The organism is Exiguobacterium sp. s122, from assembly GCF_018618475.1.
Lineage (GTDB): Bacteria > Bacillota > Bacilli > Exiguobacteriales > Exiguobacteriaceae > Exiguobacterium > Exiguobacterium himgiriensis.
The window spans coordinates 101,876-116,510 of sequence record NZ_JACSMD010000003.1; the positions used below are offsets into that span (position 1 = coordinate 101,876).

Consider the following 14,635-nt stretch of genomic DNA (forward strand, 5'->3'; position numbering starts at 1 on the left):
ACGATGCCAAGTTTGGCTCGTGTCTCTTTTTTTGTTATTGGAACTTTGGTACGTCGAAGTGGAGCGTGTAAGAATCGAGTGTTTGATACGTTTGATAAATGCGTGTCGTCTGTTTTGTGGCCCAACCGATGTCTGTTGCATATTGATGGATGCCTGGATTGGCAGGGTTGAAACGCATTTTATAGAGTGTGTTTTGCTTATGGGTTGGGTGATTGATGTAACTTGCCCCGATCCAATAAGCTCCACCAACGATGGCAGCTTCAGGAGTGAACCATTTTTGCTCGAAAGCAAATTTTGCTCCTGTAGCGAGAGGACTGCTGTCCACCGCTTGAATGCCATACATATTGTACACAGTCGCAGCGACTGCACGATCTGGGTAAATCCGAGTGCCACTTGAATTAATCAAAGCATTTCCATCTTTATCGACCGGCACCCCTTGAGCAAGCAATGATTTTCCATGGCCTGTTTCATGTACGGCGTGAGCCAATAAATAGATTTCATTGATGCTATATTGATTACCGGCGTTAATGAATGCTTGTCCTTGGTTTGTAAGCGTTCCACTATTCGTGAGCACTCGATTCAATGTTGTTGCAGTTGTTCCAGCGCTCTTCGATAAATCAAGGAACTGATAGAAAGCTTGTGAATTTTGATCGAAATTAGCTGGATTCACAAACGGCTCGAGGTCTGTAACAGAAGCTCTACGCCACACGTTATCAAAAATTCGAATATTATGACCAGCAGGGCGGCGATATGAAACTGTGTAGTAAGTTCCTGTTTGGCCAGTGATGGTCACCGTTTCTCCAGGATTGATTTGTCCGTATGCGTGTGATGTTAGACTCGGTTGGCTAAGGATATCAGCGGCGCCGACAACAGAGCTAGGTGTGACGAAACCAGTCATTGAACCATATTTGACGCGATACCAGACGGTCGTCCCAACAACTTGCCGATCCACATATTCAAGGCTTGTTCCGTTAGGAATTGTCGCGAGCGTAACTGCAGTTGAAGAGGCAGACATTTTAAGCGCTGTTCCAACCCCAGAAATGACCCGCAACTGATTGTTTACGATGGTGCCGGTGTTCCCGTTAACACTTACCCAAGCACGTGGTAAATAGGCTGGAGCGTTGCGGTGCGCGTCTGTTTGCCCAAACTGCGCGACTTGCCGTTCCGCCATGGTGCGCACAGAAAGCGGATAAGATGTATAAGACACAACACGTTGAATACCAGTAGCAGGTGGTGTCGTCGAAACTGGTGCGGTATAGCTCAAATGAATGTATCCACCGACAAAGTTACCACTCGTCAAGATTCCCCATTCTGTATTCAAGACGGGCTTCACTTTGACGATTGTCCCATGTGCGAGTGTTCCGATTGCTGTATTACTAGTTGACGGAGTCGGTCGTACGTTCAAAGGCGTATTATTTGAGACAACTTGTACTTCCCGCTCTGGTCCATACTGCTCGGTTGGCTCTGTCGGTGTCGTTGGTGCCGTCAACGCGAAGTCACGGGCGGCAACAAAACCGACTCGATTGTTATAACGGATTTCAAACCAGGACCCAGTTGCGCCGTGTGTCGCCAATTGATCCACTTTTGCGCCGAGCGGGATGTCTTGAATCGTCGTACGAGTCGATGACATCGACGAGAACATCGGAACTTGGCGTTGTGCATAATAAGGTGTCGCGGTTTGTGGTGCCGTCAACGAAAAGTCGCGAGCGGCCACATAACCTGTCTGATTGTTGTAACGAACTTTGAACCATGAACCTGTCGCGCCATGGACCGACAACTGGTCGACTTTCGCGCCTGTCGGAATGGTTTGGATGGTTTGAGACGTTGTCGATGTCGAAGTGTACATCGTCGCCGCTCGTTGTGCGTAATACGGCGTCACCGGTGCGGCAACTTCCGTTTCAGACAAGTTGCGCATCGGGACGTATCCGGTCACGGAGCCGGCCGTCACTTTTGCCCAAGAACCAGTCGCCCCATGAGTAGAGACGAGTCTCACGCTAGACCCGACCGCTAGCAAGCCGAGCGATTGACCTGACGTCGACATCGAGTTGAACACGCTCGTTGCCGTCTTGACGTAAAGCGTCGTTGGAGACGAAGTGACGATGGCTTGGAGACTGCGCATCGCTACATAACCTGTTTGTCCGGCATATGTGACTTTCGCCCAAGAACCAGTCGCACCATGCGTCGATACGAGTGTGACGCTCGCGCCTTTCGGAATCGTCGCGAGTACAGGTGCCGTTGAAATCATCGAACTATGCATCGTCGTATTTGTCACGGTCGTATGTGTGGCGTTCGATTGAGGAGTCACGGTTGTCCCTCCTGAAAGCGTGAAGTAACGTTGTGCAACGTAACCTGTTTTCCCACCGTAGGTCACTTTTAACCATGAGCCTGTCGCACCATGTGTCGAAATGTAGGTGACCGTTGCACCTTTTGGGACCGTCGTGACGATTGGAGCGGTCGTCGTCATCGCCGAGCGCATATTGACGTTCTCGTTAGCCGTATAGGTTTGTACACTCGTCTTCGTGACGGTTGTTGGTTTGAGCGTCAAATAGGAAGAGGATACGTACCGTTTTTGGCCTTCGAAGTCGATTTCGGCCCAGTTGTTGCTTGTCGAATAGACGTGAACCGTCGTCCCTTGCGTCAGCTTGCCGACGATGGATGATGTGGTCGAAGTTGAAGAACGTACGTTCAGAATAGAGGTATTTACCGTACCTTCGTATGTTGCTGCGTATGACTGAGTCGGGCCAATCGTGCTGAGCACAGTGCTCGTGACGAGGACGGCCACACTAAGTCTTGTCATCGTTGGTTTCAATGTCTTACCCCTTTCGATCCGTGTGAATCTATGTCATTTGATTTGAATTTCATTGCGTGCGGTCTAAGTATAGCGTACTGAAAAAATGGAAAGAAGAAGAAAAATTTCAAAAAAGGTAAATGATTTAGAATGGGTATGTCTGAATTTTACAAAAAGAAAAAACCTCCAATTAATAGGAGGTTTTTTCAAGTGGGATAGAAGTCGTTTGGAGGAGCCAGGATGTGATGTCATTCCACACTTCGGTCCGGTTTGTTTCGCGTAACACTTCGTGACGTGCTCCGTCATAAGTCAGGGCGGTCACTTCGATGTCAGCAGCCTGATAGTTCCGGACCATGCCTTTCAGTCCTTCCCCGTCCTGTACGACAGGGTCATCCGCCCCGACGACGAAGAGGAGTGGAAGCGTCTTCGGATGTTCATGGATTCGCGGGAGCGACGTGACGTCGAGCGAGGCGCTTGCGACTTCATATAAGTAGCCAAGCGTCGGTAGCCCGCCGCAAAGTGGGTCGCTTCGATATGCCGCCACTTCTTCGGGGTCACTTGAAATCCAATCGCTTTCCGTCTTAGGTGGATAGAATTTCAGATTATAACGTCCAAACAACACGCGTTCGAATAAGCGTGACGGATAATCGCTTCCTTTTCGGCGGATGGCCATATCGATGGCGAACCGTCCGATGCGCCCGAGGATGCCAGAGCCGGGGGGAGGCGAGATAGCGACCACCCCAGCAAGTTGGTGGCCCATCACTTGACCGAGTCGGAGTGACAACAGGGAGCCGAAACTGTGTCCGAGCACAAAGGTCGGGAGACCTTTGCCATACGTCTCGATCACGTGCATCGCATCCGTCACCATATGTTCGAACCCTTCATTTGGAAGTAAATGCGCATAAGTCGCCTGCTCTTTCGCAAATTCACCTGCCCCGCGCATATCACAGACATATACATTAAATCCATTTTCAGCCAAATGACTAGCGAACTCTCGGTAACGTGCATGATGTTCTAACATGCCGTGAAATAAGAAGCAGTCGGCGACGGCGTTCATCGCTTTCACGGTCAAGATGTTCGTCCGATATCCATCTGCATACGTATGCGCTGTAACGTTCAAACTCATCCCTCCAAAATGTAGTCGTTAGAATAGCCCAATTGCGTTACCGGTCTCGTCGATGCCCATATTGAGTGCGGCGGGTTGTTTCGGTAGTCCTGGCATCGTCAATACGTTTCCGGTCAAGGCGACGAGGAAGCCGGCGCCGACGGAAGGCTTTAGTTCTCGGACGGTCACGGTAAAGCCTGCTTGATAACCGATTTTTGTCGGATCATCGGACAGTGAGAACGGCGTCTTTGCCATACAGATTGGCAAGTCGGCCCATCCGTTCGTTACAATGTGCGCCATCTGTTTACGAGCTTTCGGCGTGAACGTCACGTCGGATGCCCCGTACACTTCTCGGGCGATGGTCGTGATTTTGTCTTCGATTGAGTCCGTCACTTCATAAAGCGGGGTCAACGCGGCATCGTTCGACTCGACCGCTGCGATGACGGCCTCGGCAAGTGCTTCGCCGCCTTGTCCACCTTGCGCCCATACTTCGCTGAGTGCGACGCGGATTTTTTGTGAGCGGCACCATTCGAGGACCGCTGTAAGTTCTTCTTCTGTATCGGAGTTGAAGCGGTTGAGGGCGACGACGACCGGGAGGCCGAGTTTCGCCATCGTGTCGACATGTTTCGCGAGTAGCTGTAAGCCTGTTTTCACAGCTTCCACATGCTCGACGTGAAGCGTGTCTTTCGCGACACCGCCATGCATCTTGAGCGCGCGGACAGTCGCAACGAGGACGACGGCATCCGGCTTCAATCCGCCAATCCGTGATTTGATATGACAGAACTTTTCAGCACCGAGGTCAGCTCCGAAACCGGCCTCTGTGACGACGTATTCGCCCAGTTTCAGCGCGGTCTTCGTCGCGATCAGAGAGTTGCAACCATGAGCGATATTCGCGAACGGTCCACCGTGCACGAGGGCAGGTGTCTGTTCGAGCGTCTGCACCAAGTTCGGTTTGAACGCTTCTTTCAACAAGAGCGTCGCCGCACCGGCGGCGCCAATCTGTTCGGCCGTTATCGGTTCGTTGTCACGGTCGTATGCGACGACGATGCGCTTAATGCGAGCCTCTAAGTCGCTGAGCGAGTCGGCGAGGCAAAGGATTGCCATGATTTCTGAAGCGACGGTAATATCGAATCCGTCCTCACGCGGGACACCGTGAGCGGGGCCCCCAAGGCCGATCGTTACGTTACGAAGGGCTCGGTCATTCAAATCAAGGACACGTTTCCAGACGATGTTTCGGACGTCGATTCCGAGGTCATTCCCTTGATGTAAGTGATTGTCAATCATCGCGCTAATTGTATTATGTGCCGCCGTGATGGCATGCATATCTCCAGTGAAGTGCAGGTTGATGTCTTCCATCGGCAACACTTGGCTGAATCCGCCACCGGCTGCGCCGCCTTTCAAGCCCATCGTCGGACCGAGTGACGGCTCTCTGAGACAGACGATCGCTTGCTTATCGAGACGATTGAGCGCTTGTCCGAGTCCGACGGTAACGGTCGATTTCCCTTCGCCGGCCGGCGTTGGATTGATCGCTGTGACGAGGACGAGTTTCCCGTCTGTTCGGGTCTTCACGTCATCAAGCAAATCGAACGATAACTTCGCTTTGTATTTACCATATAGGTCCAGGTCGTCTTCTTTTAGTCCGAGCTTTTCTGCGATTTGTTTGATGGGAAGCATCTCCGCTTGCTGGGCAATCGTCAGGTCGGTCAAAGGCTTGATGGTCGTCATATACAAAAATCCCTCCACTTTCGAACGTTTTATTAATAAAGTAATCATTTTATTCGTGAATCGAGCCAGAATTGAAGCGGATTTACCTATTTCACCGGACTCGTTCGTCTTGTCATTGTGTTTATCATACAGTATCACCGTTTGAAATTCATCCGTGAAGTTCAATATATTCCACCCATTTTGTCAAATGTATCCGTTTTCATTGTTGGTCTATCCATGTAAATTGATAGTGGAGGCGATCAACATGACAGATACAACGAAACGGATGAAACGAAGACGCAATTGGAAGAAGCCGGCCAGCTTTATCGGCTTCGTCGGTCCGGCATTTTTAGCATTTGTGGCCATCGTCCTCATCCCGTTCTTTAACGGCATCTATTACAGTTTCACCGACTGGAACGGGGTGACCGGCCAGTTGAACTTTATCGGCTTCGACAATTACCAGCGGTTACTGTTTGAGGACGAGCAATTTCGGGCGTCATTTTGGATTACAACGAAATATACGCTCGTCGCCGTTTTATTGACGAATGTCGTCGGCTTTTCGCTCGCATTGTTATTGACGCTCAACATTAAGACACGCAACCTGCTTCGGACCGTCTTTTTTATGCCGAACTTGATTGGCGGACTGATCCTCGGCTTTATCTGGCAGTTCATCTACGTCAAAGGGTTTGAGTCGATTGGGTCGCTTACCGGCTGGCGTTTGTTTGAACTACCTTGGTTAGGTGATGCGCAGACCGCATTTTGGGGAATTGTCATCGTTGCGATTTGGCAAGGTGGCGGCTACGTCATGGTCATCTATATTGCGGCACTCCAAAACGTGCCGACGGACCTTCTCGAGGCGGCAAAGATTGACGGAGCCAATCGCATGAAGATGTTGCGTCATATTACACTCCCGATGATTATGCCGTCGATTACGATTTGTTTATTCTTGACGATCTCTTGGTCGTTCAAAGTGTTCGATACGAACCTTTCACTCACGAACGGTGGGCCGTTCAAGTCGACCGAGATGCTCGCTTTGAACATTTACACGGAATCGTTCGTGAACAACAATTATGGACTCGGCTCGGCGAAGGCGGTCATCTTCTTCCTCGTCGTCGCAGCGATTACGGTCACCCAAGTCTACTTGACGAAGAAGCGGGAGGTGGAGGCATGACGACGGAAAAAATTGAACAGCTCGAATCAAAGCTTGATCAAACTCCAAGGCGGCTATTACCCCAAAAACCACTCCGCACCGGAAGCTATACGGCGAACCTCGGACTAGTTGAACTGATTGCCATCTTACTTGGCCTGCTTTATCTTGTCCCATTCTATTACGTGATCGTCAATTCGTTTAAGTCGATTGCGGAAATTTATACGAACACGTCCGCTTTGCCGAACGTGTGGCTCGCCTCTAACTACGCGGAGGCTTGGGAAGCGATGAACTATGGGCGCGTCTTCTTTAACTCGCTCTTCATCACGGCCGGGGCTAACCTTTTCATCGTCATCTTCACGTCGATGGCGGCATGGAAACTCGTACGGACGAAACATTGGATCTCGACAGTCATCTTCTTTTTGTTCGTCGCTGCCATGGTCATCCCGTTCCAATCGATTATGATTCCGCTCGTCAAAGTGTCGAGCATTCTCGGGCTATTGAACAGTCATTGGGGATTGATGATTATGTATCTCGGGTTCGGTTCCGGCATCTCGGTGTTCTTATATCACGGTTTTATGAAATCGATTCCCGAGGAAATTGAAGAGGCTGCCATCATCGATGGATGTTCGACGTGGGGTGTGTTTTGGCGCATCGTATTCCCACTGTTAAAACCGATCACGGTGACGATCGTCATTTTGAATAGCCTCTGGATTTGGAATGATTTTCTCTTACCTTCACTTGTCCTCCGAGACATCGAACTGCGGACGATTCCGCTCGCGACGTTCTATTTCTTCGGACAATATACAAAACAATGGGATTTGGCACTCGCTGGATTAGTCCTTGGGATCGTTCCGCTCCTCGTCTTTTTCTTCGGTATGCAAAAGCATATTATCAAAGGGATTACGAGCGGCTCGATCAAATAACCCTTCCCAAGGGTTCTCCTCCGTCCGCTACACGGGGGAGATTTTATTTTTTAAAAAGACTGTTGACATTCGTCTGAATATTGATAATAATAGGGTCAATTCAATTGTGAACGACATTGAAAGGACGAGTACACAGAAGACGTAAGCAAAGCGAGCCGGGGGCGGTGAAAGCCCGGTCTGAAATCTCTGTCGAAGAACCTCCTGGAGTCGCTACCCGAACGCTTTGCAAGTAGACGTAGCCGGACCGTTCCCCGTTATCGGAACTACGAGATGTTCGTCTCGAAAAAGTGAGTAGATTCGTCTACTAATTTGGGTGGCACCGCGGAGCTTGAAGCCTTCCGTCCCATAGTCCATGGGATTGGAGGGCTTTTTTCTATTGCTTCATCCCAAATACCCCACAATTGGAGGAAGACAAAATGACAACAGCAACAAGCATGATGAAAGAAAGACAACAGGCAATCACTTCGGTAAAGGCAACGTTCGAAGAAAAGTTCAGCACAGCACTCGGCCTCACACAAGTCCAAGCGCCATTGTTCGTCACGTCGGCGAGCGGCGTGAACGACCATTTGAACGGCGTTGAACGCATCATCCAGTTCGACACGCAGTACCCGGGACATGAGCTCGAAATCGTCCAATCGCTCGCAAAATGGAAACGTGAGGCGCTCGGCCGTTACGGATTCGATGCCGGGGAAGGGCTTTATACACAAATGCGTGCGATTCGTCGCGACGAGGAACTCGATGCGACGCATTCGCTGTATGTCGATCAATGGGACTGGGAACGCGTCATCACTCGTGAAGAGCGGACGACGGATTATTTGAAAGCGACGGTCGAATCGATTTATGCGGCTTTGCTTGAGACGGAGAAGACAGTCGAAGCGAAGCACGGCATCGAAGCAATCCTTCCTGAGGCGATTCATTTCATCACGAGCCAAGAGCTTGAAGATACGTATCCGACGCTCTCACCAAAAGATCGGGAAAGCGCGATTTGTAAAGAGTATGGTGCGGTATTTATCTCACAAATCGGTGGTGCGCTCCTCTCGGGCGAAAAGCATGACGGCCGAGCGGCAGATTATGACGACTGGTCGCTCAACGGCGATATTCTCGTCTGGCACCCTGAGCTCGAGTCAGCGTTCGAGTTGTCATCGATGGGCATTCGAGTCGATGAAGCGGCCCTCGCGAAGCAACTTGAAATCGCGGATGCTGAAGAGAAACGGAAGTACCCGTTCCACCAAGCCGTTCTAGAAGGTCGTTTGCCGCTTACAATCGGTGGAGGTATCGGGCAGTCACGCGTTGCGATGTATCTGCTCCGGGCCCGTCATATCGGCGAGGTCCAATCATCGGTTTGGCCGAGCGAAGTCGTGGCGGCATGTGAGGAAGCCGGCATCAGCTTGTTGTAAACATTATATAGAAGAAACTCGACACCAGGACTTTCATTTATGGAAGTCCTGGTTTTCTGTGCAACATTTTCCACCCTACACGTCAATTTTTACACCTACATAATGGAAGCGTTTTCATTTACATTTAACATGTACTTAATGGATGGCATCATTCAATCAGGCATCAAAGGAGGAAACAGAATGAAACGAGCATGGAAATTGTCCACGGCCGTTATGACGGCGGGCATGGTCATGACCCTCGCAGCATGCGGCGGCGGTTCACTCACAGAGAATGAAGGGTCGAACGATGCGAACGCGAACGAAGGTAATCAAAAAGAAGTGACGCTAAACGTATTCCAATTCAAAGCCGAAATTGCGAAGGACCTTGAGGCGATGGCGAAAGAATACGAAGAGGAAACAGGCGTCAAAGTGACGGTACAAACCGTCGGTGGTGGTGCGGATTATGGGGCGGCTTTGAAATCGCAATTCGCATCAGGCAATGAACCGGACATTTTCAATAACGGTGGATTCACAGAAGCGAAGACGTGGCAAGACAAGCTTGAAGACCTCTCGGATGAGAAGTGGGTCGGCGACTTGAGTGATGTCGCTAAAGAGCCGATGACAATGGATGGAAAGTTGTACGGGATGCCGATGAACTTAGAAGGGTACGGCTTCATCTATAACAAGGAACTGTTCAAGAAGGCAGGCATCGATGAATTGCCGAAGACATTGTCTGAATTGACGGATGCAGCCGAAAAACTCGATCAAGCAGGCATCACGCCATTCTCGGTCGGCTACGCCGAGTTTTGGATTCTCGGAATCCATCTTTTAAATATCCCGGTGGCGCAACAAGACGATCCAGATGCCTTTATTCAAGCGTTGAATGAGAACAAAGCGAAGTTTGAGGACAACGAGCAATTCCAACAGTTCTTGAAACTGTTCGATTTGACGATTAAGTACGGGAACAAGAACCCGCTCACGACGGACTATAACACGCAAGTCACACAGTTTGCCCAAGGGGAGACGGCGATGCTCCAGCAAGGGAACTGGGCGCAACAGATGATTCTCGACGTGAATCCGGACATTGAGATGGGCTTCGTACCGATTCCGATTAACGATGACAAAGAGAAGATGGACCGCTTGCCGGTCGGCGTCCCGAACAACTGGGTCGTCAATAAGAACTCGCAATATAAAGAAGAAGCGAAAGATTTCCTCGAATGGATGGCGACCTCGGAGACGGGACAAGACTACATGGTCAACAAGTTCAAATTCATCCCGGCGTTCAAGTCGATTGAAGCGAACGACCTCGGTCCGCTCGCCGATGACATTCTCGCCTATTCGAACGAAGGCAAGACGATTTCGTGGAACTGGTTCAAATATCCGGACGGTGCCGTCAACGAGTACGGTGCGTTGATGCAGGCGTATGTCGGCGGACAAAAGACTGGAGACGAGATGCTCCAAGACTTCACGAAAGTATGGGCCGATAAAACGAAATAAAGACACGGGCGCGAAATGACCCCTTCGCGCCTTTGTTTTTTGATGACGTGAAATTATTCTTGTTTATAAGTATTCTTTCTTGTCAAACGGACGTCGCTCAGACAAAATAATAGACAGTGGAAGTGGCGTTCGGGATTGACCGGCGCCACTATTTTGTTTGGGAGATGAATCGAATGAGAAAGAATGTTACGGTCGCCTTGCTACTTGCGACCTTTTTAGCCGCGATTGAAGGGACGGTCGTCTCCGTCGCGACACCTGTCATCGCGAGTGAGTTGAACGGCGCTGCGCTCGTCAGTTGGGTGTTCGCCTCGTATCTGTTGTTCACGGCGGTCTCGACCCCGATTTACGGGAAAGTGGCCGACCTGTTCGGGCGGAAACGCGTGCTCCTTTTCGGAATTGGTTTGTTCACGGTGGCTTCGCTCCTCTGTGGCCTCGCCGGATCGATGGAACAATTGATTGTCTTTCGGGCGCTCCAAGGACTTGGCGCCGGTGCGGTACTTCCTATCTCGATGACGATTATCGGGGACTTGTATAAGTACGAGGAACGTGGAAAGATTCAAGGGATTTTAAGTGCGGTGTGGGGAGTCTCAGGTGTCCTCGGTCCTGTGATTGGCGGATTTTTAGTTGAGGCGTTGTCTTGGCGTTACGTCTTTTTATTGAACGTCCCGTTCGCGCTCATCTCGTTTTTGATGATCGTCGTGTACTATAAAGAAAATGTAAGCGAGACGACGGAGCGGATTGATGTGAAAGGCGCTTTCTTGTTCGCAGGAGGGACGTCAGCATTTCTATACGCACTCATTACGTTCAGTGAAACGAACGTTTGGACGACTCCCGTCGTCATCAGTGGGGTGGCGAGTTTGTTGTTGCTCACAAGCTTTTACGTGTCCGAACGGCGAGCCAAAACACCACTTTTCCCATTTAAGCTATTGAAGCATCCGGTGATCGCATCGATTAACGGCGCCGTCTTCTTTGCAGCCTGGGTACTCGTCTCGATGTCTGCATACATCCCGATTTGGGCGCAAGCGGTCCTCGGAAAAACGGCGACGGAGGCGGGGTTCATGCTCATGCCGCTCTCCGTGTCATGGACAGTTACATCGATTATCGGGGGACGGACGCTCGGGGCGGCTTCGCCGAGACGTCGTGCTGTATCGGGAATGAGTCTGTTGCTACTTGGTACGGTTATTTTGACAAGCCTCACCCAGGCGAGTCCTGATGTATTCGTCTATCTCGCCGTCGCATTGATTGGCGTCGGTTTCGGATTGTCGCAACCGATGTTTATCGTCGTCTTGCAAACGGTCGTCTCGTATCGGGAACGGGGGACGGCGACCGCGGCGAACTCGTTTTTGAGCACGGTCGGTCAAACGCTCGGAGTCGCCGTATTCGGAGCGGTCTTTAACTTTATCGTGTTGAGCGGGTTTCGGACGGAGGAGGCGCTACGCGGCGTCTCGCTCGAGTCGTTCTTTAACCGGGCAGCGAGTACTGCGCTCGAGGCGGGTGTCCGTCTGCAAGGGGAACAGTTGATTGCAGACGGGTTGAACACCGTGTTTGCCGGGGCCGCGCTTGCTGCGTTCATCGCCCTTCTCATCGCGCTTCGTTTGCCGGTGCGCCCACCCGAGCCTTCACGTGATAACTAAAATCACGTTATGATGGAGGCAAGGGAGGCGATTACAGTGAAACGATGGATTCTCATGTTAGGCCTAATTTTCGTTGCCGGATGTGCATCTGAACCGGCTGAAGACGGCAGGCAAGACGAAACACCGGTCGAACAGGCGCCTGAACAAACGGAAGAAACGGAGAACGGACAAACGAATGACGACGTGGAAGGCTTATCGATTGGGACGAGTGAGGCTGTTGCGAGCCAACTTGAAGCCCCATGGTCGATCGCGAGAACCGCAGACGGCTGGCTCGTTTCAGAACGAGGGGGTACGATCGCCGTCATCGATGAGGAGGGGAACGTGGACCGACAAGCTGTCGAGTTGACAGAAGCGGTCCTTGAGATTGGAGAAGGCGGGCTGCTCGGTCTCGCCCTCGCCTCGGACTTCGATTCGTCGCGCCAGTTGTATGCTTACCATACGTACGGCACACCGGGCAATGTTCAAAATCGCGTCGTCGAACTGACTTGGGAAGAGGACCGTTTCGTCGAGACGGACGTCATCCTCGAAGGCATCCCAGGTGCACAGTTTCATAACGGCGGCCGACTGTTGTTAGACGGTGATGCGCTCTGGGTGACGAACGGCGACGCCCTCGTTCCGGACCTCGCCCAAGACGAGACGTCGCTCGCTGGGAAAATTCTGCAGATTCCGCTGTCCGGTGAAGGCGAACCGACTGACTGGATCTACTCTTCAGGTCACCGTAATCCTCAAGGGTTGGCGAGTATCGACGATGTCCTCTATGCGAGTGAACATGGGGCGTCCGGTCACGATGAAGTCAATCGCATCGAGCAAGGAAAGAATTACGGATGGCCATTGATTGAGGCGGACGAGTCCGAAGACGGGCTCGAGACACCGTGGTTTGAGGTCGGTCCGACCTCGTGGGCCCCGTCCGGTATCGTCGCGGACGACGCATATGTATATATGGCGACATTGCGCGGGAATCGTCTCGTCGCCCTCGGTCGCGAGACGCAAGACGTCATCCCGGTCGTTGAGGACAAGGGACGGATTCGGGACGTCTGGCTCGAAGAAGACACGCTATATTACATCACGAACAATACCGATGGACGGGGCAATCCTGGCGCCGACGACGATCAATTGTATCGTGTGAGCATCCGATAGAAACTGACAACTTGTCAGTTTCTATTTTTTTTGTTGCTTTTTGAAGGTAAGTCGCTATAATTAGGTTGTTAATTGGAAAATGAAGGGGAATATTATGTGAATCAAACAAAACTTATCCATAAGCACGAAAATTTGTATTTCGGCTTGCTCGTCGCATCAAGCATTATGACCATTCTTGTAGCAATCGTTTTAACATTTGCGACTTACGGTTTCCTTTTAGTGATCATCGGCTTCATCGTGTCGTTATCGATGTTCGCCCACTGGGTTCAAATCGGTTACATCCGAACGAACGGGGTCAAAGTGACCAAACATCAATTTACGGATTTATATGAGACCTATCAACGCGTCGGACAAGGGATGGGCATCCGGATGTTACCAGACGTCTACATCTTGCAAGCCGGGGGGATCTTGAACGCGTTCGCGACTCGGTTCTTCCAAAAGAATATGATCATTTTGTATTCAGACATCGTTGAATTGTCACGAAACGGTCAAGTGAAAGAAGTCGAGTTCGTCATTGCGCATGAACTGGCACATATTCGCCGTAACCATGTGCAAAAACAATGGCTCGTCTTGCTCGGGAATATCGTCCCGTTCCTCGGGTCAGCCTATTCACGGGCTTGCGAATATACGTGCGACCGGATGGCGGCTCACTATATTCAAGACGAAGCGGCAGCGAAACAGGCGCTTACCGTCCTTGCAATCGGTGGCACGCTCGCCAAGGAAGTAAACGAGTTCGACTATTTACAAGAGGCGAGCCGTGAGAACGGCTTTATCGCCAAATACAGCGAACTCATTTCGACACATCCGACGCTACCAAAACGAATCGCCGCCATTGCCACGGCAGCTGGCGAAGTGAATGTACCGGTATTTAAGACGGCCGGATATGTCAAAGCGTCAATCATTGGAACAATCGCCTTGACGGTCGTGTTGAACGGGGCCATCATCGCATGGCTGGTCATGAGTGACGGGTTCACGAGTCTTGCTTCGACGCCATTTATCGAAGAATTCGACGACATGGACCCGATTTTGGAACTGGCCTATGACAATGCGAGCTATGAAGAGTTTGAAGCTGAGATTTCAACTGGCGCCGACGTCAACGTTCAAGATGGATTTGGCGATACGCCGCTCCACAACTTGTTCTATAACGAAGAGGTCGACTATGCGACGGTCGAGCTATTGCTCAAGAACGGAGCAGATGCGTCGATTAAGAACTTGGACGAGATGACGCCGCGTGATTTGGCCATCGAGGGAGGGTATTCTTTCGAACTGGTGGAATTGTTGCGCAAGTACGAATAAAGGAAAGATTCGTTCTATAGTACAT

The 14,635-nt window shown here is 51.0% G+C and carries 10 protein-coding genes and 1 other annotated feature; of the genes, 7 read left to right on the top strand and 3 right to left on the bottom strand.

The window, feature by feature from the left end:
• Window positions 1–34 precede the first annotated feature (34 nt).
• The 3 genes from KNP92_RS12995 to KNP92_RS13005 form a co-directional block, all read right to left on the bottom strand.
• A complete protein-coding gene (locus KNP92_RS12995) occupies window positions 35–2,797 on the bottom strand; it encodes an SH3 domain-containing protein (protein ID WP_214841187.1) in 2,763 nt (920 codons plus the stop codon).
• Window positions 2,798–2,978: 181 nt separating this feature from the next.
• Window positions 2,979–3,908, bottom strand: coding sequence for an alpha/beta fold hydrolase (locus KNP92_RS13000; RefSeq protein WP_251136590.1), 930 nt, complete (start codon window positions 3,906–3,908; stop codon window positions 2,979–2,981).
• Between the two features lie 24 nt (window positions 3,909–3,932).
• On the bottom strand, window positions 3,933–5,618 hold the full coding sequence (locus KNP92_RS13005) for a formate--tetrahydrofolate ligase (RefSeq protein ID WP_214841189.1): 1,686 nt from the start codon (window positions 5,616–5,618) through the stop codon (window positions 3,933–3,935).
• A gap of 244 nt (window positions 5,619–5,862) precedes the next feature.
• Here KNP92_RS13005 and KNP92_RS13010 point away from each other — a divergent pair, with 244 nt between their 5' ends.
• The 7 genes from KNP92_RS13010 to KNP92_RS13040 all read left to right on the top strand — a co-directional run bounded on the left by KNP92_RS13010 (window position 5,863) and on the right by KNP92_RS13040 (window position 14,610).
• Entirely contained in the window at window positions 5,863–6,768 is a 906-nt protein-coding gene (locus KNP92_RS13010; RefSeq protein ID WP_376778115.1) for a carbohydrate ABC transporter permease, read from the top strand.
• Window positions 6,765–7,670, top strand: coding sequence for a carbohydrate ABC transporter permease (locus KNP92_RS13015; protein WP_214841190.1), 906 nt, complete (start codon window positions 6,765–6,767; stop codon window positions 7,668–7,670). The genes KNP92_RS13010 and KNP92_RS13015 overlap by 4 nt, the downstream gene beginning before the upstream one ends.
• 107 nt (window positions 7,671–7,777) lie before the next feature.
• Window positions 7,778–8,019 (top strand) — a binding site (T-box leader).
• A 67-nt stretch (window positions 8,020–8,086) separates the two neighbouring features.
• Complete coding sequence (gene asnA / locus KNP92_RS13020; RefSeq protein ID WP_214841192.1) at window positions 8,087–9,067, top strand: aspartate--ammonia ligase; 981 nt, start codon at window positions 8,087–8,089, stop codon at window positions 9,065–9,067.
• A gap of 180 nt (window positions 9,068–9,247) precedes the next feature.
• Complete coding sequence (locus tag KNP92_RS13025) at window positions 9,248–10,543, top strand: ABC transporter substrate-binding protein (RefSeq protein WP_214841194.1); 1,296 nt, start codon at window positions 9,248–9,250, stop codon at window positions 10,541–10,543.
• Window positions 10,544–10,716: 173 nt separating this feature from the next.
• Window positions 10,717–12,177, top strand: coding sequence for an MDR family MFS transporter (locus KNP92_RS13030; RefSeq protein WP_214841196.1), 1,461 nt, complete (start codon window positions 10,717–10,719; stop codon window positions 12,175–12,177).
• 36 nt (window positions 12,178–12,213) lie between these two features.
• Complete coding sequence (locus KNP92_RS13035) at window positions 12,214–13,314, top strand: PQQ-dependent sugar dehydrogenase (protein WP_260564093.1); 1,101 nt, start codon at window positions 12,214–12,216, stop codon at window positions 13,312–13,314.
• A 96-nt stretch (window positions 13,315–13,410) separates the two neighbouring features.
• Window positions 13,411–14,610 (top strand): M48 family metallopeptidase, encoded by a 1,200-nt coding sequence (locus KNP92_RS13040; protein WP_214841204.1) that lies wholly within the window; start codon window positions 13,411–13,413, stop codon window positions 14,608–14,610.
• Window positions 14,611–14,635 lie beyond the last annotated feature (25 nt).